This window comes from Halorientalis brevis (genome assembly GCF_023077655.1).
In genome coordinates this window covers 252,448-277,315 of record NZ_JALLGV010000007.1, presented here as the reverse complement: position 1 = coordinate 277,315, position 24,868 = coordinate 252,448, and the positions used below count along the sequence as shown (strand labels likewise).

Genomic DNA, 24,868 nt, shown 5'->3' with positions numbered 1-24,868 from the left:
GATGAATCACGCTCCTCGGTCGGTAGTCAGGACGTGGGCGACGGTGTGGGCGTCGGCGACGCCGCCTTCGTTGATGAGCAGTGCGGTGTCGGCGTCGGCCACCTGGCGATCGCCGGCCTGCCCGGTGAGCTGTTCGTAGGCTTCGACTGCCTGCAACAGCCCGGTCGCCCCGATCGGGTGCCCACGGGCCTTCAGGCCGCCGCTGGTGTTGATCTGGACGTCAGTCCAGCCTGCCGACCGGTCGCTGGGGTCCTCGACGGTCTCGATGCCGCGCCCCTCGGGGGCGAACTCGGCGGCCTCGGCCAGGAGTGCCTCGCAGACGGTGAAGGCGTCGTGGACTTCCGCGACGTCGACGGCGGCGGCGTCCACGCCGGCGTCCTCGTAGGCGGTCGTAGCGGCGACGTTCGCCCCCTCGACGAACGTCAGGTCGCGCTCGGCGACGGCGAGGTTGTTGGCCGCCGAGCCGACGCCGGCCACGCGGACCGTCTCTTCACGATCGAGCAGGTCGGCCGCCACCTCGTCGTTCGCCACGACTACGGCTGCGGCACCGTCGGTGACCGGCGCACAGTCGTACAGTTTCAGCGGGGGCGCGACGTCGGCAGCCTCCATGACGGTCTCGACGTCGACTGCCTGCTGGAACATCGCCCGTGGGTTGGCCGCCGCGTTCCGGTGGTTCTTCACGGCGATCCGGGCCAGGTCTCGCTCCGTCGCGTCGGTTTCGTGGAGATACCGCCGCGCGAGCAGGGCGTACGTGGCGGGCGCGGTGACCCCGGACCGCTGTTCGAGGGCGCGCTCGAAGGCCGCACCGAGCGCGTTCGTGGCGCCTTCGGTTCCACCGGCGGTCATCTTCTCGACGCCGCAGGCCAGCACGGCGTCGTGGACGCCCGCCCGGACGTCCCGGACTGCGTTCTTGAGGGCGAGCGCTCCAGCGGCCGCACACGCCTCGACGCGCTCTGCGGGGACGTTCCGCAGGCCGGCCCACTCGGCCATGAGCGTGCCCTGCATGATCTGGTTCTCGTACCGTTCGGACTGGGCGCCGACGTACAGTCCGTCGACGACGTCCGCCGGGTCGGGCAACCCCTCGAACGCCTCGGCCAGGGCCGTCGAGAACAGGTCGCGGCCGGGCAGGTCTGTCGTGCCCAGCGGCGAGGCACCGACTGCGATGAGATGAGCTGTCGCCATCCTCTGAGGGTTGTCTTCCCCCGGTGTTAACTTTTGCAGGCGTGATAGCAGTACGCAGTTGAGAGCGTGTATCGCCTCGTCTCCTGTCTCGACACAGTTCCCAGACGTCCCTCTCGGCATCGTCGCTACTGCCGGACAGACATTCGTCAGGCGGAGCCGCTCGTCACGGAGGTTCCCCGCGGTCGACCACCCAACGAAAGTAGCAGCACCTCGACACCCGACTGCTGTTTTTCCCACGGTGTGCCGTCGTTCCCGCGACACCCGATCGTCCCCGCGTGTGCCGGCTCCGTCCTTCGATAATTCTACGCTTTTAGCGAATGGTCGCTGCCGATTGGCGTCGCAGACTCGGAGAGCGTCGGGAGCCCGCGTCCCGACACCCGTCCCTCACGAACAGGTTTCTTCGGCGATTTCCTCGTCGTCGTACTCGACCGTGACGCGTTCGAACTCACCGTCGTCGCTCTCGAGCCGAACGGCCCCCTCGTAGTCCTCGGTGAAAGTCCCGCGATCCTCGATCTCTGCCTCGACGGTGTACTCTTCGTCGTCGTCGGTGGGATCGACGTGAACCGTCTGACAGTCGTCGTCGAAACTGACGTCGGCGTCGAAGTCGTCGTCGGTGTCGTCGAAGTCCTCGTCGTCTACGTCGATCTCGTCGTCACCGTCGTCGTCGTTCTCGTCGTCATCGTCATCCTCGTCGTCCGCGTCGCACTCCTCGGACGCGACCTCCTCGCCGTCGTAGTCGACGGAGGCGCGGGAGAACGACCCGTCGTCGGTGGTCAGTTCTATCCGGCCGGTCGCCTCGAGCTCGAAGCTGCTGTCGTCGTCCACCTCGAACTCGAGGACGTACTCCGCATCGTCGTCGGTCGGGTCGACCACGAGCTCCTGGCAGTCGTCGTCGAACTCGATGTCGGCGTCGAAGTCGTCGGAATTGCCCTGGCTTGCCGCCCGAACCGGCTCGACGGCGACGAGTCCAGAGCCGAGTAGACCGGCCCCGGTGATGAACCGTCGTCGGTTGACGCTGGCTGAAAGGTAATCCTCGTGCATGCTGTCCCCGCTGTGTCGGTGCTGGGCCGGTGCGGTGCCGGTCCAGCGCACCGACGCGTACTGTACGGCTGCCAGTCTCTTCAGCAAATTTGCTCTGTGTCACGGCTTCCGCCCGTGTTACCTGCCGGTTGTCCCCGATTCGGCGTCGCCGTCGCTCGCTACGGGACCTTGATGTAGCCGTAGCCAACTTCCTGGAGCCGGGCAAATTCGCCGACGGCAGAGGGAACGGGTTCGACGCCGTCGATCAGTTGGTCTTCAGTGAGGTCTAACATCGCCATGGAGTTCTGGCAGACCCGGAACGAGACCCCGCGCTCCTGCAACGAGTTGATGCGGTCGGCGAAGTCGTTCTCCCGGCCCGGCGGCGTGTAGAGCTTGACGCCCGGCCCGTTCGACAGGAAGACGAGTTCCGTCACGGGCACCGTCTCGTCAGCCAACAGGTTCTGTGCGTTCATCAGCGCGCCCTTGTAGGCCGCCGTCTCGCCACTCGACAGGTGGAGGACCGTCTTCGCGGGCGGCGACGGGCGAGCGTCCTGGGGCTGCGTCCCGCGCTGCTCGCGCGTCGCACTGGCCGTCTCGCTCCCGAAGAGGAGGGCACCAAGCGTCCCGGCGGCCGAAACGAAGCCTCGTCGTTCCATGCACGCCGCATTCGCACGGGACGGGGTACTGCGTTGTGGCGAGATTGTTTCGCAGTCGCCAGCGGACAAGTCCCAGCCTCGAAAACTCCTTGCGTCGAGGCCACCAACGTGAGCCCTGATCCGCTCTCTTCTGCCATGGCCGCAGTCGCTGACTCGTCCGCTCGGGCGACTACAAGACGAGCTCCTCGTCGAACGGGACGACTACCCGATCGCCGCCGTCCTCGACGACGTAAACCGTGGCCTCGGTGTCGAGTACTACTGCATCTGTAATTCGCTGGATCTCACTCGCTGGCACGTCGACGCGGTCGATCGCCGGGAGCAAACACTGACGACGGTCCGCGCGGTCGAGAAGGACGTCCCCGCTCGGGAAGTGACAGATCCGCGTGACGGACCGGAAATACGGCACCGACGTCGGGTATCGCACGTGCCTGACGGTCCTCGGGTCCTCGAGGAAGTCCTGGACGTCTGTCATAGAATGGACTGGTGAGCGAGGGACGCTCCGGTTGCCCTCGCGGTCAGCGACCGCGACAGGGTGCCGAACTGATCGTCACGAGCGACCGCCGTGTTGGACGGCATCGTCACTCGAGCGGGATCTGCCGGTTTCGCATCTCGCTCTCACACTGGGGACAGGCGTCGGGTTTGTCCTCTGCGACGACGACAGCCCCACACTCGAAGCACTCGTACGGCGTTTCCTCGTCGGGAGTTTGCGTGACATCTCTCATAGTGTCTTCACGAGTGCCTCCCGTCGGCACGGGCACTCACCTGGCGATAATAAGTGTATAAGGGTATATCCAATCGTTCAGTATCAAAGCGAATTCACACGGGTGGTTAATTATTGAACCCGTCGGCTGATGCGGCGATGGACGCGCTCTGTTCTTCGAAGAGTGCGGTGAACAGTTTGCGCTGCACTGTCCGGACGTGTTGGTAGAACGCTGGTGGGGAAATGTCCAGCATCGCCGCGACGTCTTCACCGGTGCTCTCGCGCGGTGACTCGAAGAAGCCACTGTAGTAGGCCGTCTGGACGACTTCGAGCTGCCGTTCGGTGAGGTCCGCGAGGAAGTCAGCGAAGACGCCGTGTTCGGCGGCCTGATCGAGCGTCTGTTTGCTCTGGAGTTCGACGTCGGCGAAGGTGTCGGTCACCAGTTGCGTGATGGTGCGGACGTCGATGCTCGTCGGGACGTCGATGGTGAGCGTCGTCGTCGCCGGATCGGCGGTCGCCTCCCGAAAGACGGTACCGTGATCGGCGAGCTCCAGTGCGAGAAACGGTTGCGTCAGACCGAGTCGCAGGACGCCACCGTCACCGTCCACGCTGATCTGGCGGACGTCGTCGATCCCGACCAGTTCGGACGCGGCGGCTTCGACGGTCTCGGTGGCAGCGTCGTCGACGGTGACGAACACGTAGCTCCCGGTCGTCGTCTGCTGGACGCCGCCCTGATACGAGAGCGTGCACTCGGCGGCCCGCGCGAGCCGCGAGAGCACGAACGTCGGGTCGTCGATCTCGAACTCGACGCGCGTCATCGACGTCGTGAGGAGTGCGTTTTTCCGCTCGATGGCACTGAGTGCAGCGGCGATCGTCTCGCCGAGTTCGGTCAACACAGCCCGTGCCGTCTCGTCGAACGCGTTCCGCGCGTCCGCGTACACCGTCAGCACGCCGTGCGTGAGATCGCTATATCTGAGCGGGATGCTCAACACGGACATGAAATCGCGGGTGAGCGCGTCCGATCGCCACGAGTCCCTGCGGAGGTTGGCCGCGACGTTGGGAACCATCGTCGCGTCGCCCGTCGCTGCGGTTTCACCGGCCGGCTCCGTCCCCGACTCGCCGACGGCAAAGCGCTGGCTGTCCAGGTACCCCTGTTCGTCGCCGGCCCACGCGTGCGGTTCGACCGTGTCGGTCGTCGGATCGACGGTCCCGATCCAGGCGAAGCTGAACCGGTCGTCGCTCGTCAGCAGTTCACAGACCGTGTGGTCGATCTCGTCGCGCGTCTCGGCCTGGACGACGGCCTGATCGATCGCCCGAATCGTCTCGTTGATCCGGTTCAGTGCGGTGAGCTGCTCGTTTTGCTGTTGGAGCTGTCGGTCCTGTGCGCGGAGCTGTGACTCCCGCGTGACGCGGTCGAGGGCTGCTTCGGCGGTCGCGGCGAGCAGGTCGGCGAGCTCGCGAGTCACGTCGTCGAACGCGCCGACGTCGTCCGATCCAGCGACGAAGACGCCGTGATCGCCCAGCGGGATGTAGCACGCGCTTCTGAGGTCGGTCGCCCGGTTGGCGAGTCGGTCTTCCTGGTGAACGTCGTCGAAAAACAGCGTCTCCCCCGAGATGAACCCGTGGCCCGGAAGCGTGTCGCCGTCGGCGTGGACTCTCGGCAGCGGCCCGTTGAGCGCTCGCATCGCCTGGGAGTGTGCCGCCGGCCGGAGTTCGTTCGTATCGGCGTCGAACAGGTAGACGGCGCTCGCATCGACGTCCAGAACGCTCGCTGCCTCCTCGACGATGTGCTGGGCGATCTCGTCGTGCGTCTCCGCGTACAGGAACGCCCGTGCCAGTTCCTGGAGCGTGGCCAGCGCCTCCTCGCGCTGTTTCCGTTTCGTGATGTCGCGACAGCTAAACAGGAGTTTCCCCTCTTGAATGTCGACTTCCCGAACGTTGACCAGCAGCGTGTGTTCGCGGCCTGCCTTGTCGGTCGCCGTACACTCGATGTTCGTGAGACTGCCCTTTGCCCTGAGTTCGTCGCGGTCGAAGAGGTCGTCGCCGAGGAGTTCGTCGATGGTCGCTTGCTCGTGAATCTCCTCGGCAGTGTAGCCGAAGATGAAGTGGACGTTCGGACAGACGTACGTGTATTCGCCGTCCTCGTTCGTGATGAGGACGGTGTCGGTCATGTTGTTGAGCGTGACGCGATGGAGCTCTTCGGACTGGCGGAGGTCCCGTTCGAGCGTCACGCGATCCGTGATGTCGACGCCTTTGACGACGATCGAGGCGAGTTCGCCCCGTTCGTTCTCGACCGGGCGCACGGAGAAGTCGATCACGCGCCGCGCGGTCGCGTCTGGTGGCTCGAAGACGATCGCGTTCCCGAACGTGCCGTCGCGTGCCTGGTCGACGAGCCGTCGGATGTCGTTCTGGGCCGCCGTGTCCGACCACCACGGGAGGTGCCAGAATCGCTCGCCAACGGACGTGTCCTCGTCGGTCAGCTCGCGTGCTGCCTGATTCGCGCGTGCGACCGTTCCGTCGGGGTCGAGGACCCACGTCGCCGTCTGTGCGTCGTGGAACACCGCGTCGAACTGGCGCGCTCGTTCGCGGCGGATCCTCGTCTGCCGTGCCGACTCGAGTGCGTCCTCGATTCGGGTCAGGACCGTGTCGAGCGTCCGGTCGAGCGGTTCCTCGACCACGACGTAGTCGGTGACGTCGGCTGCGATCGCGTCGCTCGCGACGGTTTCGTCCCCGTCAGCCGTCCCGAGGATGACGGGCACCGTCGTCGTGGCCGCCCGGACGTCCTGGACGAAGTCGACGCCGGTCGTCTCGGCGAGCGCGTACTCGGTGACGACGCAGTCGACTGTGCTGCGGTGGACTGCATCCAGCCCCTCGGCTGCCGTTGCAACCGTGTGGACGGACGCGTCGGTCTGAGAGTCGAGTCGCGCGGCGAGTTCGCTGATCCAGCTCGTCGTCCCGGTCAGGAGGACGTGGGACGAATCGAGGGGAGACTCGGCACCTGCCATCAGTTGGCTCCGTCGAGTCTCTCGAACGCCAACGGCTGGGCCTCACCCGACTGATACCGTGCGTGCCGGCGCTGCCGCGTCGTCAGCTGCGAGCGCATGAATGGTTCACAGTATAAGCGTTCCGCGACATAGCTGTTTGGTAGTTAACGCAGGTCGCCGATCTGAGTGGCCGGACCAGTCTGGCGCCTGCGCGAACTGACCCCGTCGTCAGCCCGTGAGGCGGCTCACTGTCCCGGCTACGGACCGCGAACGACCACCTGCTGTCCGACGCTGGCGCTCGCAGTCCGAACGAACGCCGACGGGCCGGCGACGACGACCGTCGTGCGGTCGTCGCCCTGCCGGACGCGGAACGCGGTCGTTCCGTCGCGCCATCCCGCGTCCGTGCGGGTCCCTTGCCGGTCGAGCGCGGCGGTGAGGGCGGTCCGGAACTCGGTTTCGTTCGCGGCGTCGTCCCAGCGGGTCACCCAGACGTAGCCCCGCGTCTCGTTTCGCTCGAAGATCACGAGTTCGTCGTTGCCCCAGCCGTCGGCACCAGCGACGGCCCGCGAGGTGTTCAGGGTCGCAGCGAGCGCGAGGCGCGTGCCGAGTTCACCGACGCGGCCACGCTTGTCCGCTCGCCACGCGCCCGGCTCGACAGTCACCGAGAGGTTTACCGGAGGTTCCGCACCCGGGGCGTAGCGGTGGAGAAGTGCTTCGCTCGTCCGCGGCGGGCGGTCGTAGATCGCGTCGAGCGTCTCGTCGTCGGCCAGGCGGTCGGCGACGTACCGGTAGCCGAACCAGTAGGGGGCCATGAAGTAGCGCCCGGCGGCGGTCTCCTGCTGGCGATAGCTACGGCCGTAGCGCGTGGCCTGCAGTCGCATCTCGGTGTAGTTCCGTTGGTACTGGGTGGCGACGTAGGTCGCCGCTCCCTCCTTGACGGCCGAGACGAGGAGGGGCCGTTCGACGCTGAACGGCGGGACCGACTCCCAGACGCCCGACGCGAACAGCTGTCCCGTCACGCCCTGCTGGTTCTGGACGACGTGGACGTACTCGTGAGCGAGCACGCCCTCCATGCGCGGCCGCGTCGCCACGGTCCGGTTGACGCGGATCCAGTCCTCGCCGATGGTCTGTCCAGCGAGTCCCGGCCGGGACGCGTTGGCATCCATGCCCAGCACCTGGAGAAAGTGCGGTGGGTCGACGCTTGTCGGCGCTTCGCTGGGGTCGACGATCGTGATTCGCTCCGGCGGGCGAGCGTCGACCCCGAGTTGACGGGTCACGCGCCGGAACGTCCGGTCCGGGTCCGCGGCGAGGCGGCCGCCCTCCACCGGAATCGTCGACGAGTTGGCGGTCGACGCGTTCGACGATGGGCCAGTGGTCGGTTGCGATACGTTTGCGGCGGGCGATTCGCTGACGGTCGGCTGGTCGGTGTCGACGGCCGGTGCCCCGGGCGCGTTACAGCCCGCGAGGACCACCAGCACGACGAGCAGGAGGGGGAGTCGGGCGGACATCCCCAAGTTATTCCGTGCCACTCGTTACAAAAGTGACCATTCCTGCCCACAGTGCAACAGCGGTCGAGGCAATGCCTCACCCATACACGGTTGCAGATCGCTGCTGGCGGACAGAGATGCTTCGCGCTCAGAGACCTCTCCGCTCAGGTCTGAGCTCTCTCAACGCCCTCGAACTCACTCGGCGAGGAACGCATCGACCTCTGCGGAGAGCAGCGCTGGCGCTTCGCCGGGGCCGCTGTGGCTGACGCCGTCGAACTCGACGAGGCGGCTCTGGGGGAGCGCGTCGTGGACGGCCCGAGCGCTCTCGCGGAGGAAGTCCGGACCGCTGGTGCCGGTCAGGACGAGCACGGGCGCGTCGACGGCGAGCCGATCCGGCAGCTGGTACTGCTCGACGGCGCGGTTCATGCGGACGACCTCCTCGGCGAGGTCGACGCAGTCGGGCCAGACCGGCCACTCCGCCAGCCAGGCGTCGAGGTCGTCGATTCCGTGGGGATGGAGCACCTGTTCGACGTAGCGTTTCACGGCCTCCCGGCGGTCGCCCGCGTCGATGAGCGCGTCCATGCGGTCGGCGAGGTCGGCCTCCGCTCGGAAACCCTCGGGGAGCACCGCCGGTTCGTAGCCGACGACCGCCTCGACGGGTGCAGCCGTGGCGGCCTCGATCGCGGTGAGCGCCCCGTAGGAGTGCCCGAACAGAATCGGCTCGCCGTCGACGGCGTCGACGAGCGCTCGGACGTACCTGGCCTCCCGCTCCAGGATCTCGTCGGCGGTCGTTTCGGCTGGCCCGTCCAGACACGTGCCGAACCCGGGCCGCTGGGGAACGATCGCGGCGTACTCCTCGAAGTGGGGAATCACCGGAGTCCAGTACTCCCGGGGAGCCATCCCGCCGTGCAGCAAGACGAGCGGCTGTCCGGTCCCGTGCTGTTCGTAGGCGACTTCGATGCCATCTGCGGACTGTGTCGTCACCATGCACCGCTGCCTTCGAGGGCGTGTTGGCTAAGTCGCTCTCTCAGTGGTGGGGCCATTTAAATGGCGGGTGGCAGATGGCTGGACATACTGCGTCGGAGTGCACCCGGCGGGACTGTCGTCGGTGGGCTGGCGGGGATCAGCCGGGTGGGCATCATAGCGGTCTGGCCGTGAGTGCGGCCTTCGCCAGTCCCATTAGGGCCGATTGACACGTGCTGGTATGGGGCTCGTCGCCGAATTCGAGATCGATTGCGAAGCGCTCCCGCTCGTCGAGATCGCGAGGGCGGCGTCCGATGCGACGCTCCGCCTCGACCTCCAGTTCAACCACGGGAAGCGGCCCCTGTTTCTCGTTACCGTCACAGGCGGCTCACAGACGGCGATCGAGGACGCCCTCTCGGACGCCTACGACGTCGCCGACTGGACGGTGATCGGGGCGGCCGGCGACACGCGTCGCTATCAGGCGCGCCCAGCGCTCAGTTTCGAGGCGCAACTCGGCGACTCCCTGGACGATCTCGCGGGGCTCGAAACCCTCGCCACGGCCGACGCCATTATCGAACGGATCGAGGTGGTTCCGGACGGCTGGCGACAGACGGGATGGTTCGCCGATCGGGACGCGTTCACGCAGTTCTCGTCGTTTTGGCAGCGAAACGCCGGGTTCCGGTTGCTTCGCCTCACGCGAGACGGCGAATCGGAACCGCCGGGTGAGGGGTTGACCGACCGCCAACACGAAGCGCTGCGAATCGCCTACGAACTGGGGTATTTCGACATCCCGCGTCGGGCGTCGCTGGAAGCAGTCGCGGCTGAGTTAGGGATCACTGCCTCCTCGGTGTCCGAGCGACTGCGGCGCGCCCAGACCCAGCTCATCCAGGAGACGGTGGCGACGACGTGGCCGCCGCTCCCCGACTGACGGCCACAGACTCGTCGGTTCGACGGACCATCTCCGGCGTCTCGTCCGGGCCGACGAGCCGTCCACACGCCGTCCAGGGCCCGATGCCAAACGTATCAATCCGTACACCGGAAATCCGGTGTCCGTCCGCTGAGACGTGTGGCGACGTTACGACAACTCGACAGTTCCGACGCCGTCTTCGATGCTGACGGTCGTTCCGAACGGGGCCGAGCGCCGGGCGACCGTTCGGAGGATCGACTCCGCTCGCTCCCCGGTCGCGAGTACCGGCATCCCACGCCGCGGCCGGTCCGCAGTCGGCTGGAGAGTACACGGATACAGCGTGACGCGGTCGAGTCCGCCCGCGGCGTCGAACGTACACTCCGGGACGACGGACTGCCAGTTGTCCGCGTCGTGATCGACGTCCGACGTCGTCTCCTCGGACGCGGCGTCGCCACGCACGTCCGGCACGGTTTCGTCGGTGGTCTCGCTGACAGCGTCCGGAATCCGGTAGAAGGCGTCGTCCTGGAAGAAGAGGTTCCCGAGCGAGTAACAGACGACGCTGTCCTGATACACCTCGATCCCGCGGAGGGTGTGTGGCCCGGTCACGACGACGGCGTCGGCACCGGCGTCGGCGCAGTCGCGCGCGAACCCCTGCAGGAACGACGGGACCTCGCTCGTGTTGCGGCTGCCAGCCCGGGACTGGTGGGAGTGGAGGCCCATCACCACCCAGTCGGCGTTCGCGGCCGCGTCGCTGACCCCGGCGAGCACCGCCTCGCGGTCCTGCTGGCGGAGCGACTGGTAGATGCCGGGCGGTCGCTGCTCGGTCGCCGGGGCGAACCGCATCTGCATGAAGTAAAACGCGTCGTCGGCTGCCCAGTCCGGGTGCTCCCGCCGGAGCCACTCGCCTTTGACCGCCTCGATGCCGGTCTGCTCGGCGATCGCCCGGAGTTGCTCGAGCCGGTCCGGCGGGACGCGATAGGTCCACTCGACGTGGAGGGGATTGATCCCGGGGACGCCGTCGAAGCGGTCCGTCGAGACGCCGGCCGCGCCACCAGGCGGGACGCTCGTCGACGCGTCGACGAGCCCGACCCGGCCGGCGTCCGTCTCCAGGTACGCCGGCGCTCTGGCGTCGGCTCGATCGTCGCCGACGCCGGCGAACGTGAGTTCGTGGTTGCGCAGTGCGGCCAGCGTGGTCTCCAGGCCGTCGTGGCCGAAGTCGAGCGCGTGGTTCGAGGCGAGGGTGAACAGGTTCAGCCCCATCGCCGTCAACTCGTCGACGAGCGCGGGGTCGGTCCCGATGAGGGCGCCCGGAAACGGGGCCAGGTACTGGTACTGGTCGCGTACCTGTGCGAGGGAGGCGTGGCGACAGGTTCCGTCGACGAACACGGGTTCGAGTTGCGTCACTGCCGCGTCCGCCCCCTGGAGGACCTCGATGAGGGCGTCGAACTGCGCGTCGTTCCCCTGGACCTGGGACACGGGATGAGCGATGATCGCATCGCCCGTGGCAGCAAGGGTGAACGAATCGGGCGTCACGGTCCCACATGCAGCGCGTGCTGGCTTATCCCTTCTGTGTGATATATAACCGTGCGATCGGCAGAGACGGCGTTCTGTGATCTCGTCGGTCCTGCTGGCCCGGGTGGCGAGTAACGGAGACACACGCCGGCGGGCTCCCTAGCGGTGGGACAACACGAAGACACAGCAGCGACGGGAACCTCGGAACCGGCTCGGTCGGTCAGCCGGTGGCCGTTCCTCCGGGGGGACATTCATACGCGCCGGGCCGTAATCGGGCGTATGCGCATCGATCCCTTCACGCAGACAGCGTCCTCCCAGCGCTGGCGGTCTGCGAGGAAACTGGCCGGCTGCGACAGCACCTGGGGCGTCCGCCGGTGGCGGCTGACGGCCGTCGGCAGAGAGCGACGGGCAACACAGACACATGCCGGGTGACGACGACTCCTCGGGTCGGTCGGTGACCCGTCGGGCAGTCCTCGCGGCGACGACTGGTGCGCTCGGGGCGGTCGCTGGGTGTGCGACCGGGCCGTTTCCCGGAGCCGAGTCGCCGACCAGTACCAGCGGCGACGTCACGGTGGCGGTCGAGACGGTCGTCGAGCCGGTCGCCGAGCCGTGGAGTCTCGCGCCGCTCCCGGACGGGAACGAGTTGCTCGTCACCGAACGCGGCGGTCGGTTGCGCCTGGTCGACGTCGCCGACGGCACGATCCGGACTGTTTCGGGCACGCCGTCAGTGTACGCCCAGGGCCAGGGTGGCCTGCTGGACATTGCACTCCATCCCGAATTTCCGGACGCTCGCTGGGTGTATCTCACGTACTCGGCGACCGACGGGAACGGCCGGTCCGCGACACACCTCGGCCGAGGTCGACTAGATCGGGACGGCGGCTCCCTCCGGGACTTCGAGCAGTTACACGTCGCCGAACCCTTCGTCGAGTCGAGCGGGCACTTCGGCTCGCGGGTCACCTTCGGCCCCGACGGGTTCGTCTACCAGACGGTCGGGGACCGGCAGTTCAAGGACTTCGGCCCGGACCACACCGCACAGGACCTCTCGACGGAACACGGCGTGACGCTGCGGCTCGCGCCGGACGGCTCCGTGCCCGACGACAACCCCTTCGTCGACCGGGCCGACGCACGCGACGCCATCTACAGTTACGGCCACCGGAACGCCCAGGGGCTGACGGTCCACCCCGAGACCGGTGCCCTCTGGGAAAGCGAGTTCGGCGAGCGAGACGGTGACGAACTGAACGTCGTCGAGGCGGGCGCGAACTACGGCTGGCCGGTCGCCGACGAGGGCTGTCGGTACGGGACCGACGATCCGATCGGGGTCTCACACAGCGAGCGCGAGGACGTTGTCGCGCCGGTGTACTCCTGGCCCTGCGGCAGTGGCGGGTTCCCGCCGAGCGGGATGACCTTCTACACCGGCGCTGCGTTCCCGTCCTGGCAGGGGGACCTGTTCGTCGGCGGCCTGGCCTCGCAGTATCTCGCCCGCTTCACGGTCGACGGCCGCAGGGTGACCGAGGCCGAGCCGTTGCTCGCCGAGCGTGGCTGGCGCATCCGTGACGTGGTTCCGGCCCCGGAGAGTGGTCACCTGTACGTGGCGGTCGACGACACCGACGCGCCGATCGTTCGGCTCCGGCCGGCCTGAGCAGTCTGGTCCAGGCGTCAACCCGTCAACGAGACGGCCGCGACGGGTCGGACACAGACCTCGACGGGCCGGTGAACGCTGGCTGTGAGTTCTTGCGCAGCCGCACTATCTTATATTCCGTAGCAACGCCAACGTATGGTGTATGCTACCAGTGGCATCCGGTGCTACGACTGGTGTCGCCCTCCAGGCAACACAGGCAGACGCGGTCTCGCAGATCCGGTCCGATCCCCTCCTCAGTTCCTCGCTGTGGGGCAACGTCGCCCTCGCGGGGCTGTCCATCCTCCTGTTCGTCTACATGGGTCGGAACGTCACCGACGAGCGTGCGCGGCTGATCTGGGGTGCGACACTGCTGATCCCACTCGTCTCGATTTCGAGCTATCTGGGGCTCGTGTCGGGGTTGACCATCGGGTTCCTCGAGATGCCGCCCGGCCACGCACTCGGGGGCCAGGAGGTCATGGTGCAGTGGGGCCGGTACCTCACGTGGGCGCTCTCGACGCCGATGATACTGCTCGCGCTGGGGCTCCTCGCTGACGTGGACAGAGCCAGTCTCTTCACCGTCCTCGCGGCCGATATTGCGATGTGTGTGACCGGCCTCGCAGCCGCACTCACCACCTCCGCGTACCTGTTCCGGTGGGTGTTCTACGGCGTGAGCTGTACGTTCTTCGCCGTCGTCCTCTACGCCCTGCTGGCCGAGTGGCCGACGGCGGCCGTCGAGGCGGGCACCGACGAGATCTTCGCGACCCTCCGAGTGCTGACGGTCGTCCTGTGGCTCGGCTATCCCATCGTCTGGGCGCTCGGCGCCGAAGGGTTCGCCATCGTCCAGTCGATCGGGCTCACGTCGTGGGGCTACTCCGTGCTCGACATCGTCGCGAAGTACGTGTTCGCCTTCCTGCTGTTGCGGTGGGTCGCCGCGAACGAAGGGACTGTCTCGACGACCGCGCGCAGCAGCGCCGCCCCCTCGACGCCCACCGACGACTGAGACGCGCTCGCAGTCTCCGTCGAGGGGTACTGCGACGCGGCGGATGTTACCTGGACTCCTCGGCCACGCTGGCACTCGCCGTGAACCCGACCGCGCGGAGTCGGTCGGCGAGCGGTTCGCCGATCGCCGAGGCGGGCGTCAGGACGCCGCCGTCCAGCGGTGAGTCGGTGTCGTCTTCCACCAGACACATCGCGGACTCGCCGAGCATCCGGGCGGTGCCGCCGTAGCCCGGGTCCCGGTCGGCACCGATCACGGCGTCCACGGTGAAGGGCCCGTCTTCGGTGACTCCCTGGCCGCGCGTGCGCACGCTGAAATGTCCCTTCTCCATCTGTTCGTCCGACGGCCCCTCCCCGGGGTCGGGGAACACGAACCGTTTGAGCGCCGAGCGCGTCGGGCCGATCGACATCGCGAGCGTGAACAACCCGAGGCCACCGGCGACGACACCCGCCGTGGCTGCACCCCCGAGTCCACGCCCGGTCGGGATGACCTCGGTACAGCGGAAGTCACGCCCCCAGGGGTAGTCCAGCAGGGCGTTGCTCCGGCGAACCACGCGTTCGTTCACCGGTGCCATCGGCGACGGAGCCGTCCAGGTGGACCGTAGCGGGTCCTTCCGGGGCAAACGTTGCTCGCCCGGGTCGACGCCTTCCCGCTCGCCGGGTGGTGCCAGCGAGTACGGGTTCCCGAGCACCTTCCTGACGTCGGGGTCCTTGGACGCGGCCTCGAACAGTTCGGCGGCGCTGGCCAGCGTGCCACCACTCACGCCGCCGGCGGTGTCTTCGACGTAGATCCGGACCTGGCGGCAGGGAACCTCAAACTCCTCCATTGCGAACGATTGGACGAGGAGGGTGCCCAGGTCAGCAGGGACGGAGTCGAAGCCACAGCTGTGGACGATCCGCGTGCCGGCCGCGACTGCCGCGTCGTGATACTCGTCGACGATCTCGCGGGTCCAGTTCACCTCCCCGGTCAGATCGCAGTAGTCGGTCCCGGCCTCGATACACGCCTCGACCAGTGGGGTGCCGTACGTCGTGTACGGGCCGACGGTCGTACAGACGACCCGCGTGCGTTCTGCGAGATCGCGGAGGCTCTCTGGGTCCGTCGCGTCCCCGATGACGATCGGGAGTTCCTCCCAGTCGTCACTCCTGTCGACGAGCTCGGATTCGACGGCCCGCAGGCGATCCTCGTCCCGGCCGCCGATCGCCAGTGAGAGACTGTCCGGTGTGTACTGTTCAGTCAGGTACTCTGCCGTGAGGCGGCCAGCGACGCCGGTTGCCCCCCACACGACGAGATCGTACTGTCGGTCGCTGCTCGACATGTGTTACTCCTTGCTTGGATGTCACGATTGAAGTGTGTGGTCGTTTTTCGGGCACTGGCGCTCGCTCGTCGCCGCGCTACTCGTGGCCGGCCCGTGCGAGCGCGTGGGCTCGCTCGTTGCGCCCCCGCGGGAGCACTTTGTAGGTGACGACCGGAATGTCGGCGACGCGGGCGTGGACGTCCGCCAGCCGCCGGCGGACGATGGGGTCCGAAGGTTCGGCCGGGTGGTCGGGGTCGGCGGCGCGAATGACCGCGTCGGCGTCGCCGTGGAGATGCAGCGAACTCACGTGGCTGAACTGCTCGTCGACCGCTTTCACCGTCTCCCGGAGGGCGCGGAATTCGAGGGCGGCGCTCGAGACGAACGCCCCGACAGAGCGGGAGGCTTCGACGTACGTCGTCGTGCCGTCTTCGACGAGAAATCCGATCGCACCCGACGTCGGTGTGCCGTTGTCCGGCCCGTACAGCACGCTCGCGTCGAAGTAGGCGAGCAACGACGGCGGGCTACGCATACGGACGCTGCGGACTGTGCGTACACAGGTGTTGCGTTCGCGACCCGGTTCCGGGACGGCGCTCGCATACCGGTGCCAGCGACGCGCCGTCGCGGAATTCGGGCGCTCACTGGTCGCCTTTCTTGCGGTACCAGACCTGCTCGCCCACGGGCGACCCACCGTCGGGAACGTCCAGCCGCGAGACGAACAGGTCCCGGATCGCCACCGTGACGACCAGTTCGACGCTCGTTCCGTCGTCGGTGACGGTGACGACGCAGTGGCCGTCACGCTCCGTCACGTCCGCGATCGTGCCGGTTTGCCACCTCTCGCGGTCGTGGGTCGGCTCCCGTGCGTGAACCCGGTCGTGAACCATTGCCCACTGGAAGGTGGTCCATCCGCTTCAGCGCAGCGGTGCCGGTGTCGCTGTTCTAACAGCAGGCAGTTCTGAAGACGCGAGCGTTGAGGCGATCAACAGGGGCGACGACGCGGACACGGTCGAAACTGTATTGTGCGGCCGTGGCATTCTCGAACTGGCGGATACCGTGTGAGACACGCGCTCTGTCCCCAGCACGACGTCGACGCTCGTCACTGCACGGCAGTTTCGAAAGTTCTGTTTCCCGTCGCAACACTGTTTCACAACCGACTCCTCGCCCGACAGGAAACCGACCGGATCGTCGTTCGTGATGTGCGCATCGGTCACGTTGCACTCTCCGTATGCGAATACAACTCGTTTAAAAGTGTGCAGTTATTACAATCGGTACGGGAATTAATACTGAATGAGCGTTCAAGAAGAGACAGAGACAGGCAGTCGATCCGTCCGGAGTGTCGCCGGCGTCATGGCCAGCGCGTTCGGTTTGATCGTGGTGCTCGCGGCCGTCGCGTACTCCGTCATGGTGAACGTGGTCAACTGGGTGACGGTCGACGTCTTGACTTATCCCGTCGAGGGGGTCGCCCCGTTCGTGGTCATCAGTGGCGCGATACTGACGATCCCGATACTCATTCCGACCGTGCTGATCACCGCGAAGTTTCTCGACTAACCCGTTTCCGACCTGGTGCAGGCGACTCCGAGTGGTCGTCGCTTTCGTCACAGAGAGTCGATTCCGGAGTCAGGAATCGCTCATTGGATCACTCGTCCCTGATCGCTCGGTTCGGCTGACGCGTAGGTTTATGCCCGGTGATACCACATCACGATGTGGGTGTGGGTTCCATGTCCGAAGACCAGTTAGAGGACTTCCTCATCCTCCGAGCACTGGACGAACCGATCACTGAAGAAGACCTCCACGCAGCGGGCGAGAAATCCGGCGAGGTGTTGGAGGCGCTCCGAGACGAAGGCACCGGTATTCGCTGGGTCGAATCAGAAGTCATGACGAACGAAGACGGGCAAGTCACGGGCACGTTCTGCCACTACCAGGCTGAAAGCGAGGCGGCGCTCCGCGAGCATGCGGAGCGAGCCGACCTCCCTGCGACGCGCATCGACCGCCGCGGGCAACCGCTCGAAGGCGAGTAACCTGGCTCAGGTAACAGGTGACGACGAGTTCTCGCAACACCGGTTTCGACGCCGCCGTCGCCGCGCTGGCGGAGGCGTCGTAGTGGCCGCCGTGGTTGGTCGACACGATCACACCTCCGGCTGTTCGACGTGGCGTTCCCAGAACGCGGGCTGTGCGTACTTCCCGTACCCGCCGCGATACCCGCGAAGCCGCGCGAAGGGCGCGAGCGCGTCGGTCAGCGGCTTGGCTACGCGGCGGTCGGGTTCGACGAAGACGGTGTCCCCTTCGAGGCGCTTGGCGATGGCGGCCTGCTGGAGGGGGTTGTCGATGCCGCCGTCGTGGGCGAGCCCACCCAGCGTCGGCAGGACGAACCCGATGCGGCCCGCGGGTGCGATTTCCGTCCGCATCACCGCCAACTCGGGACCGGAACACCGGAACGAGTGACGGACGCCTGTCGGAACGGCCAGCGTCTCACCCGCACTGACGCGGCGCTCCGTGCCGTCGAGTTCGAACGCGACCATCCCCTGTAACACCTCGAAGTGCTCCTCGCTGACCTCGTGATAGTGCCTCGGCGGGCCGTCGTATCCCGGGCCGAGCACGCTGAGCGCTCGGTGTGTCCCCGGGTCGTCGTCTGTCGGTGTCGGGAGTGTCCCCCACGACGGGCGCGTCGGGTGGGAGGTGAGCGGCCCTGACCGGTCGCGGAGCGTCTCGGCGAGCAGGCTCCCCGGTTCGTACGTGAACCCGGTGTCTGCGACCGGGCGGCCGTTCTCGTCGAGCGTCCGACCCGTCGTGACTGCTGTCATGGCCACTAGTTGGTTTCGACCATCGAAAACCTCACGCCTCCCCTGGCCACCCGGGGTCTCCGCGGTCGGCCGCCACTCTCACTGGCCGTCGGCGCAGAGCCGTCCCCAGCCTCTCGCCTCAAACGAGACTACTATGGGTGTGTCTACCACGCCAGAAAACGCCGAACGTCTACTATTGACCGTCTATGTGTGACAATACGGAAAGGAATCCTCTCTTCCCTCGATGAGCATTAGTATTATTGCCGAAAAGTTTAACATCCTCGGTGGGCGACGTTGATTCGAACAGGGAATGTCAGTCAAGTCCTTCACAACGGCGCTCACTTTGTATCGCAGTCAGACGCTCTCCCTCGAGCAGGCAGCCGAGTATAGTAGCGTCTCGGTGCCAAAGATGGCCTCGGCACTCGGTGCGCGCGGCATTCCGGTCCGAGAGGTGGATCGGGACGTGCTGGCTGCCCAGGCCGCTGACTAACTGAGAGTTGGTGTCGAAAGAGATGAGCCCAGATACACGGTCGACTGCATCGGACGTCGCTGCAAAATCCACCCTTTTCTGCCCGGACTGTGATCACCAGGGGCGGTACGACAGCGCCTGGAATCGTGTCGTGAACGGGGATGCAATCCACTATCTGTGCCCGAACTGTCGTGCGACGGTGACGACTCGACCCACCGCGCCGCTCGAAAAGCGGTGTGCGTCCTCGCAGCGAGTGTCGACGTCTGGTGATTAGCGGTTTCGAGGACCGTATTTCTCGATATCAGTGCTCTGGAAGGGTCTCGTGAAACAGAGTGCGGGTACGGACTACGAGTGCCTAGAACCGGTGCCGTTCGCGGTGCACCACGTCGGACGCACCGTCGGTGGTGCGGGTCACGACGACTTCGTCGGCCGCCGGATCGACGCCGACGACGGCCGTGGCGGGGTTGTCGGGGTCGAGCGTGACGCTCCCGCCGTGGATCGTCGACTCGACGACGTACCGCTCACCGTCGCGGTCGTCCGCGAACGACACGGTGGCCGCCGCGTCGAACACGTCGCTCTCGGGGTCGTCGTCGTACGTGACGTCCTCGACGGCCCGCTCGCTGGGCGGGTACTGCTCTCTGTGGATGGTGCGGGTGTCGCCGTCGACCGTGGCGGTCACGACCAGTTCGTCGCCCGCCGGATCTGGGTAGAGGTCGAAGTACGAGATCGACCCGGGCGTCGTCGAGGAGCGTGACGAGCGCGCGTTCGTCGTCTTGGCGGTGAGCTCCTCTGCGGTCGGTGCGCCGTCGAAGTAGAGCCGCACGCGGTCCTTCTCGGTGTCGACGCTGACCTTGCTGACGACGCGTCCCTCGAACTGGGCTGACTGGGTGGTTTTCGGGTCGATTCGCAGCGCGAGGATGGCCCACTCGCCGTCGGTGGTCACGGTGGCGATCCGGGAAACCTGTCGCTTCCCGTCGGTCGTCGTGACGACCGTTTCGACGACGGCCGTCTGTTCGCCGGCGAGCGCGTCGCTGAGCGTCTCCTGATCGACGTCTGCCGTCCGCAACAGCGGCGCCGACTGCACCAGCTCGGGCGTGACGTCCACGTCGCGGGTTTCGAGGTCGATCTCGGCGAGCGCTCCCTCGGACGAGAGGAGCTTCTTCGCCTTCTCCGCCGAGAGGTTGTCCGGGTGGAAGGGATGGATCGGGTGGAAGTGCTGTCGAACCGCGGTCGGGTTCTCGTACCCGGCTTCGACGTACGCGCGGACGACCTGCTTCGGCGAGCCGGCGACCGAGTCGCCGGTTTCGGACCCGTCGCCAGGCGTCGCGTCGCTCTCGGTCGTCTCGCTGTCCGTCGTCGGTTGCGTGTCGTTCGCTGCGGGCGTGCTGTTCTGGCCGTCGAGCGAGTCGATACAGCCGGCCAGTGACGCGAGACTGAGCGTCGCGAGGCCGCCGAGATAGCGTCGTCTGGTTGTGCGGGGTGCCATGACGGCCGAACGTTCGTCCACGACTCCCGTATAAACGGTCGCAGTGCTTCTCTGCCGGAAGCACCGCCGAAATACTTATATTCGTTCACTGACCGAGGCGGTGATCGCCGACCGACTGCCCGGGCAACGAGGTGGACCGACACTCCGGGACGGCACGGCTACTGATACACGAGGGCGTACAACACTGCGCCGAGGCCCGTGACAGTCACGAGACCGCGTGCGAGCAGCACCGGGCCGGCTCCGGCACCAACCTGGGTGACGACGGCGACGGTGAGGAAGACGCCGGTGGTCAACAGGAAGATGCCGAGCGCGAGCGAGCGCATCTTCGGCGCGTCGTTGCGTCGGTACCCGCGGTAGGCGAGACCGGCGACGAAGAGACCGACGAGCGCCGTCAGCGCCCGCGACCCCCACGCGACGTCGCTGGGCGTTATCGAGACCAACGGCAGGACTTCGGGGAGCATCACGACCGCCCCCCGAAGACGGCCCACAGGATGATGCCCAGGCCGGCCAGTTCACAGCCGCTCACGAGGATCGAGCGGCCCACGACGCCGACGCTCGTGACCGTCGGCAGGCCGATCCGCAGCAGCTCCGGGACGCTCGTCAGCAAGAGCAGTCCGGCCGCGAGCTGCAACTGCCCCGTGTGACCTGGCTCACGACGGGAGCCGCGAAGCAGCACCACGGCGATGGCGACCGACATCGCGATGGTGAGCACCGAGAGACCGACGACCGCCAGCGCGACCAGCGAACTCCCGGCGGTCGTGCGCACCTGTGCGAGGACTACCTGCATGTCAGGACAACCCCTCGAACAGATCGGTGAAGCGGTCGGACGGGTCCGTCGACGGCCGCGTGATAGTCACGTCGTACGTCCCATCGTCGAACGTGACGGTCACGTCCTCGATCGTCGTGACGTACTTTTTGAAGTGGTGGCCGTCGGCGTCGACCACCTGCTGGTCGGTCACGAGCCCGGCCGCCTGGAGGCGCTCGAGGCGGCGATACGCCGTCGGATCGGACATCTCACAGGCCGTGCAGAGTTCGGAAACGGACATGGGTGCAGTCGTGAGCTCGGCGAGGATGGCTCGCGCGTACTCGTCTTCGAGCAACGCGAGTACGTCGTCGTCATCCTCGTCCATACACCGACTCGTGTTCGAGGGATGGTAAAAAGGCCCCCGGAGCTTCCGGGGGAGAAGCCGTCCCTCCGATGCTACAAGCGTTCGCGGTCGGCCTCGCGCTCGCGGTGAACTGCGTCGTCTTCGCGTTCCTGCACGGCGGGAAAGTCGCGCATCCCAGTCAGTACGGCTACTACCTGCTGGTCGGCCTGCTCCTGGGCGAACCTGCGTGCGGACGGGCGACCGAGCGACCACGCGCGCACTTGAGTCGGAGGGCACGAGTGTTGTGCTGTCCGCTGCCGGGCGTGTGGACGCTCAGCCGTCGAGTGCCGCGGCCGCGTCTTGCAGCAACCCGTCGATGATCTCCGGCGTCGTCGGGTGGTACGCGCGGTCCGGGATGTCGCGCACGTCCAGTTCCATCTCGACGGCCAGTTGCATCGTCTTGGCCATCACGTCGGCGTCGGGGTGGAGGCCCTGGTAGCCCAGCACCGTCCCGTCCGTGCCGACGACGAGCCGCGCGAGCCCTTCGGAGTAGTTCCGGCTGCGGAAGACGCCCTCGCCGGACACCTCGCGGGTGGCGACGACGTGGTCGATCCCGGCCTCGCTGGCCGAACTCGCCGTGTGGCCCAGCCGCGCGTAGGGGAGTTCGGTGAGTCCGGAGAAGACGACCTGGTGGGTGACGTTCTCGTAGGGTTCCAGGGGCTCGCCGTCGCGGTGCCGGAGGACGTTCTCGGCGGCGACGGCACCCTCCTCTTTGGCGACGTGGAGGATCGGTTCGGTGCCGTTGGCGTCGCCGACGACGAACACGCGCTCGTCGTCGCGAGCCTGCATCGTGTCCGCGACCCAGCCGGGCTCGGGGGTGAGCCGCGTCTCGTCGAGGCCGAGGCGATCGAGCGCCGGCTTCCGACCCGTGAAGACGAACAGCTGATCGGCCGCGACGGCAGTCTCGGTCCCGTCGTCGTCGAGGATTGCGCGAACGCCGCCGTCGTCGGTCGCTTCGAGCCCCTTGGTTCCGGTGTCGAGCCGGACGTCCACGTCGAACCTGTCCTCGTAGTAGTCGACGAGTGCGTCACCGAACGCCGGGTCGGCGTCGGGCAGCACCGCGGGCAGTTGCTCGACGACGGTGAGGTCCATCCCCGCCGCCTCCGAGAGATAGGGGACGAGTTCCAGGCCGATGACGCCCAGGCCGATCACGAGTCCGGACTCGCCGAACTCGGTCGCGTCGAGCACGTCCGCGCTGGTCTCGAACGGCACGTCCTCGATGCCGGGGATCGGCGGGACGTTCGGCGTCGAGCCGGTCGCGACGACGACGTAGTCGGGTTCGAGCACGTCGTCGCCGACGGCCAGCCGCCGGTCGTCGACGAACGCGGCGGTTTCTCGTCGGAGGGTGACGTCGTCCCGGTCGGCGAGTTCCTGGACGTGCGAGCGTCGCCCGCTGGCGTACGTCGAGATGTTGTCGTCCTTGTGCTCGATCACTCGCTCGAAATCCACGTCGGGGACCGCGCCGCGGAGCCGCTCGTCGTCGCGGGCGGCGAAGCGTCGTTCGGCCGCCGTGAGCAACTCCTTGGACGGCATACACCCCTCGAGGATGCAGAGTCCGCCCCCGGGATCGCCGTCGTCGATCAGCGTCAGCTCCACGTCCGGCTCGGCAGCGAGCCGGTCGGCCACGGCGACGCCTGCGCTCCCGTACGCACCGACGACTGCTACGTGTGTCTTCATACGCGAAACTACCGGCGTGCGCAACATAATTGTTATGTATTGGGTAAAGCGTACAATATTAGTGCAGTCTCGCGGATCGGGCGTGCTGTTGTCCGAATCTGCGTGTGGTCTCTTCGTCTGGCAAAAAACCTGTGTGATTGGCGGATCACGCAAAACGATTCCTTTCACTTTCTCCCTGCCTCTCTCGCAGCGATATTGTGGGTTATCTGGGCTGGTGCCTGTCCGTGACGCAGTGCCTGCACCACGGATCGCTCTCTGTGCTGGACTTGGATTCACGATACCGACGTTGATACCTCGTCGGAGCACTCGGAGTCTGTGACACGCCGGGTTTCGAGTGAAATCGGCCAACCGAGCCCGTGAAGCACCACCTGTCGGCCACGTGAGAGACTGTCTCGGTGGCTGACCTCTCCGCTCGCCACGACTCACGAGTACCGGACGTGTTCGTTCCAGTAGCAGTTGCGGGCCGCACCTGTGGCTCCCGAGTCGACGACTCGCCGTCGTCAGTGTGGCGTGAATCGAAACGCGGCCGATCCGCACTGCGACGCCCGGCTTGGGGCGTCGGTTCGGTGACGATCACACACTGCCCAACTGCGCCGGACCACGCTGGGGCGCTGGCGCGACTGCGACCGTTCCGATGTGATCTGCGGACTCCTCGATTCACATCATCTCAATCCTATGCGCAAGTGCTGCTAGACTTTACACCAATGGTGGAACAAACACAACGTTCATAATCCTATACGCCGTACAACCGTTCATGGAGCAGGAAACGTCGCCGATCGATGGACAGCTGGGAGAGGAACGGATGGTCGTCGCAGCGTTCGACGAGGCTGCGACGGGGCGCGAGTTCATCATCGCAGACATCAGTCACGACGGGTCCTGGATCTCGGTCGCTGCGGACGATGCCGTGTCGCTACGCGCCCACCTGTGACTCAGTCTTCGCGACACGCCCGGCCTGCCACCGTTTGCCGCTCGGTTCCCCTGTTGACGTGACGCGCTCCTTCGAGCAGGGAGCCGAGTGCAGTTTTGGAACCGATTTCGTGAACACCTACTGTCATATCGGGCGCTGGCTTTGGGATTCGACCTCGGGTACAGTTATTTGGTTTTGGAAGTACAACGACCGCACACGAGATGCGGAGAGCAGCGTTCGGTCGCTCCGACGACGCCCCGAAGCCCGCGGACTCTTCGCAACTACTCGGGCTTCCGGCGATGGTCGAGTCCACACCGGTCGTGAACAGCAGAGGTGCAGCCTGGCAGCGACCGCCACCGATCTCTTCGATGGACTCCCAGTCGGGTGCCGACCGACAGCGTGCGCTCGACGAACTGTCCCCGGGGACGTATCTCCTGTCCGGGGCCGCCTACACCGGCAGGCGCGACCTCGCGCTCCGATTCGTCTCGGAGCCCGGCTGTGCTTCGAACGCCGGCGTCGTCATCTCCCCGAACGACAGCGCCGAGACCGTTTCGACGCGATTGAAGACGCTCCTGGCGGGCGGAGAGGGCGACCAGCGACGGGGTGAGACGCCTGACCGGGATGCACTGTTCGCGAACTACGGCATCATCGAGTGCCAGTCCTCGCACCGCGAAGAAGAAGTCCAGCACGACGGGGTTCAGTACGCGTCGACGCCCGGCGCGCTCACGACCGTCGGCGTCCGACTGACGAACCAACTGGAGCGCCTGGCTGCCGGGGACCGAGAGACGGTCCGCCTCGGACTGCTCTCACTGTCGACGATACTCGTGTACACGGACCTGGAGACTGTCGTCGAATTCGTCTCCACGGTGCGCTCGCTCCTAGACGAGTTCGACGGGACCGGCGTGCTGGTGTTCAACCCGAGGATGCACGACGATCAGACCGTCGAGACGCTGGCGCAAACGGTCGATGGAGTGCTCGACGTCCCTGACGGCCCGCGGTGACGCGTCCGGACGACGGCTCCTGAGCTCGCGTTCCTCACTTCGGAAGCGGGTCGGACGCCGACGGGCTCCTCGTCCGAACGGGC

General features: G+C 66.6%; 29 protein-coding genes. 10 read left to right on the top strand and 19 right to left on the bottom strand.

Annotated elements, in window-relative coordinates:
• Positions 1–6 precede the first annotated feature (6 nt).
• From MU553_RS16915 to MU553_RS16880, 8 genes are all read right to left on the bottom strand, one after another.
• Positions 7–1,182 (bottom strand): thiolase C-terminal domain-containing protein, encoded by a 1,176-nt coding sequence (locus MU553_RS16915; protein WP_247379646.1) that lies wholly within the window; start codon positions 1,180–1,182, stop codon positions 7–9.
• 384 nt (positions 1,183–1,566) lie between these two features.
• Positions 1,567–2,223: a hypothetical protein gene (locus MU553_RS16910; RefSeq protein WP_247379644.1), complete on the bottom strand. Its 657-nt coding sequence runs from the start codon at positions 2,221–2,223 to the stop codon at positions 1,567–1,569.
• 158 nt (positions 2,224–2,381) lie between these two features.
• Positions 2,382–2,858: a DsrE family protein gene (locus MU553_RS16905; protein WP_247379642.1), complete on the bottom strand. Its 477-nt coding sequence runs from the start codon at positions 2,856–2,858 to the stop codon at positions 2,382–2,384.
• A 169-nt stretch (positions 2,859–3,027) separates the two neighbouring features.
• Positions 3,028–3,330 carry a hypothetical protein gene (locus MU553_RS16900; RefSeq protein WP_247379640.1) on the bottom strand — a complete coding sequence of 101 codons (303 nt, stop codon included), beginning with the start codon at positions 3,328–3,330 and terminating at the stop codon, positions 3,028–3,030.
• A 106-nt stretch (positions 3,331–3,436) separates the two neighbouring features.
• Positions 3,437–3,580 (bottom strand): rubrerythrin-like domain-containing protein, encoded by a 144-nt coding sequence (locus tag MU553_RS16895; protein WP_247379638.1) that lies wholly within the window; start codon positions 3,578–3,580, stop codon positions 3,437–3,439.
• Positions 3,581–3,686: 106 nt separating this feature from the next.
• Positions 3,687–6,563 (bottom strand): bacterio-opsin activator domain-containing protein, encoded by a 2,877-nt coding sequence (locus MU553_RS16890; RefSeq protein WP_247379636.1) that lies wholly within the window; start codon positions 6,561–6,563, stop codon positions 3,687–3,689.
• Positions 6,564–6,799: 236 nt separating this feature from the next.
• On the bottom strand, positions 6,800–8,050 hold the full coding sequence (locus MU553_RS16885) for a hypothetical protein (RefSeq protein WP_247379633.1): 1,251 nt from the start codon (positions 8,048–8,050) through the stop codon (positions 6,800–6,802).
• A gap of 174 nt (positions 8,051–8,224) precedes the next feature.
• On the bottom strand, positions 8,225–9,016 hold the full coding sequence (locus MU553_RS16880) for an alpha/beta fold hydrolase (protein ID WP_247379631.1): 792 nt from the start codon (positions 9,014–9,016) through the stop codon (positions 8,225–8,227).
• A 217-nt stretch (positions 9,017–9,233) separates the two neighbouring features.
• On the opposite strand from MU553_RS16880, the gene MU553_RS16875 reads away from it, so the two are divergent.
• Entirely contained in the window at positions 9,234–9,920 is a 687-nt protein-coding gene (locus MU553_RS16875) for a helix-turn-helix domain-containing protein (RefSeq protein ID WP_247379629.1), read from the top strand.
• Positions 9,921–10,067: 147 nt separating this feature from the next.
• On the opposite strand, the gene MU553_RS16870 is transcribed toward MU553_RS16875, so the two are convergent.
• Positions 10,068–11,432 carry a CapA family protein gene (locus MU553_RS16870; RefSeq protein ID WP_247379627.1) on the bottom strand — a complete coding sequence of 455 codons (1,365 nt, stop codon included), beginning with the start codon at positions 11,430–11,432 and terminating at the stop codon, positions 10,068–10,070.
• Positions 11,433–11,690: 258 nt separating this feature from the next.
• Here MU553_RS16870 and MU553_RS16865 point away from each other — a divergent pair, with 258 nt between their 5' ends.
• The 3 genes from MU553_RS16865 to MU553_RS16855 all read left to right on the top strand — a co-directional run bounded on the left by MU553_RS16865 (position 11,691) and on the right by MU553_RS16855 (position 14,029).
• Complete coding sequence (locus MU553_RS16865) at positions 11,691–11,843, top strand: hypothetical protein (protein ID WP_247379625.1); 153 nt, start codon at positions 11,691–11,693, stop codon at positions 11,841–11,843.
• Positions 11,833–13,050, top strand: a complete 1,218-nt coding sequence (locus MU553_RS16860) for a PQQ-dependent sugar dehydrogenase (protein WP_247379623.1) — start codon at positions 11,833–11,835, stop codon at positions 13,048–13,050. Before MU553_RS16865 ends, MU553_RS16860 begins: the two co-directional genes overlap by 11 nt.
• Before the next feature lie 142 nt (positions 13,051–13,192).
• On the top strand, positions 13,193–14,029 hold the full coding sequence (locus MU553_RS16855; protein WP_247379621.1) for a bacteriorhodopsin: 837 nt from the start codon (positions 13,193–13,195) through the stop codon (positions 14,027–14,029).
• A 46-nt stretch (positions 14,030–14,075) separates the two neighbouring features.
• Here the strand turns inward: MU553_RS16855 and MU553_RS16850 are convergent, their stop codons facing one another.
• The 3 genes from MU553_RS16850 to MU553_RS16840 all read right to left on the bottom strand — a co-directional run bounded on the left by MU553_RS16850 (position 14,076) and on the right by MU553_RS16840 (position 16,201).
• Positions 14,076–15,341: a saccharopine dehydrogenase family protein gene (locus MU553_RS16850; protein WP_247379619.1), complete on the bottom strand. Its 1,266-nt coding sequence runs from the start codon at positions 15,339–15,341 to the stop codon at positions 14,076–14,078.
• A gap of 76 nt (positions 15,342–15,417) precedes the next feature.
• Positions 15,418–15,849, bottom strand: coding sequence for a ribonuclease H family protein (locus tag MU553_RS16845; protein ID WP_247379616.1), 432 nt, complete (start codon positions 15,847–15,849; stop codon positions 15,418–15,420).
• Positions 15,850–15,955: 106 nt separating this feature from the next.
• Complete coding sequence (locus MU553_RS16840) at positions 15,956–16,201, bottom strand: DUF7861 family protein (protein WP_247379614.1); 246 nt, start codon at positions 16,199–16,201, stop codon at positions 15,956–15,958.
• Positions 16,202–16,604: 403 nt separating this feature from the next.
• On the opposite strand from MU553_RS16840, the gene MU553_RS16835 reads away from it, so the two are divergent.
• Together MU553_RS16835 and MU553_RS16830 are read left to right on the top strand one after the other, a co-directional pair.
• The gene (locus MU553_RS16835; RefSeq protein WP_247379612.1) at positions 16,605–16,865 is read left to right on the top strand and encodes a hypothetical protein; all 261 of its coding nucleotides are present in this window, start codon (positions 16,605–16,607) and stop codon (positions 16,863–16,865) included.
• Positions 16,866–17,035: 170 nt separating this feature from the next.
• Complete coding sequence (locus tag MU553_RS16830; protein WP_247379609.1) at positions 17,036–17,335, top strand: DUF4242 domain-containing protein; 300 nt, start codon at positions 17,036–17,038, stop codon at positions 17,333–17,335.
• 108 nt (positions 17,336–17,443) lie between these two features.
• Here the strand turns inward: MU553_RS16830 and MU553_RS16825 are convergent, their stop codons facing one another.
• Positions 17,444–18,118: a cupin domain-containing protein gene (locus MU553_RS16825; protein ID WP_247379607.1), complete on the bottom strand. Its 675-nt coding sequence runs from the start codon at positions 18,116–18,118 to the stop codon at positions 17,444–17,446.
• Positions 18,119–18,407: 289 nt separating this feature from the next.
• Here MU553_RS16825 and MU553_RS16820 point away from each other — a divergent pair, with 289 nt between their 5' ends.
• Positions 18,408–18,587, top strand: coding sequence for a DUF7317 family protein (locus MU553_RS16820; RefSeq protein WP_247379604.1), 180 nt, complete (start codon positions 18,408–18,410; stop codon positions 18,585–18,587).
• A gap of 22 nt (positions 18,588–18,609) precedes the next feature.
• Positions 18,610–18,840, top strand: a complete 231-nt coding sequence (locus MU553_RS23960; protein WP_465262012.1) for a DUF8106 domain-containing protein — start codon at positions 18,610–18,612, stop codon at positions 18,838–18,840.
• Positions 18,841–18,921: 81 nt separating this feature from the next.
• Here the strand turns inward: MU553_RS23960 and MU553_RS16815 are convergent, their stop codons facing one another.
• The 6 genes from MU553_RS16815 to MU553_RS16790 all read right to left on the bottom strand — a co-directional run bounded on the left by MU553_RS16815 (position 18,922) and on the right by MU553_RS16790 (position 22,877).
• Positions 18,922–20,052: a hypothetical protein gene (locus MU553_RS16815; protein ID WP_247379602.1), complete on the bottom strand. Its 1,131-nt coding sequence runs from the start codon at positions 20,050–20,052 to the stop codon at positions 18,922–18,924.
• A gap of 158 nt (positions 20,053–20,210) precedes the next feature.
• A complete protein-coding gene (locus MU553_RS16810; RefSeq protein ID WP_247379600.1) occupies positions 20,211–20,513 on the bottom strand; it encodes a DUF7521 family protein in 303 nt (100 codons plus the stop codon).
• Positions 20,513–20,839, bottom strand: a complete 327-nt coding sequence (locus MU553_RS16805) for a hypothetical protein (RefSeq protein ID WP_247379597.1) — start codon at positions 20,837–20,839, stop codon at positions 20,513–20,515. The genes MU553_RS16810 and MU553_RS16805 overlap by 1 nt, the downstream gene beginning before the upstream one ends.
• 1 nt (position 20,840) lies before the next feature.
• Positions 20,841–21,182: an ArsR/SmtB family transcription factor gene (locus tag MU553_RS16800; RefSeq protein WP_247379595.1), complete on the bottom strand. Its 342-nt coding sequence runs from the start codon at positions 21,180–21,182 to the stop codon at positions 20,841–20,843.
• A gap of 71 nt (positions 21,183–21,253) precedes the next feature.
• Positions 21,254–21,421, bottom strand: coding sequence for a hypothetical protein (locus MU553_RS16795; RefSeq protein ID WP_247379593.1), 168 nt, complete (start codon positions 21,419–21,421; stop codon positions 21,254–21,256).
• Between the two features lie 52 nt (positions 21,422–21,473).
• Positions 21,474–22,877 carry a dihydrolipoyl dehydrogenase family protein gene (locus MU553_RS16790; protein WP_247379590.1) on the bottom strand — a complete coding sequence of 468 codons (1,404 nt, stop codon included), beginning with the start codon at positions 22,875–22,877 and terminating at the stop codon, positions 21,474–21,476.
• 754 nt (positions 22,878–23,631) lie between these two features.
• Here MU553_RS16790 and MU553_RS16785 point away from each other — a divergent pair.
• Together MU553_RS16785 and MU553_RS16780 are read left to right on the top strand one after the other, a co-directional pair.
• Positions 23,632–23,805, top strand: coding sequence for a DUF7556 family protein (locus MU553_RS16785; protein WP_247379587.1), 174 nt, complete (start codon positions 23,632–23,634; stop codon positions 23,803–23,805).
• A gap of 200 nt (positions 23,806–24,005) precedes the next feature.
• Positions 24,006–24,785: a DUF7504 family protein gene (locus MU553_RS16780; RefSeq protein WP_247379585.1), complete on the top strand. Its 780-nt coding sequence runs from the start codon at positions 24,006–24,008 to the stop codon at positions 24,783–24,785.
• The last annotated feature ends 83 nt before the right edge of the window (positions 24,786–24,868 follow it).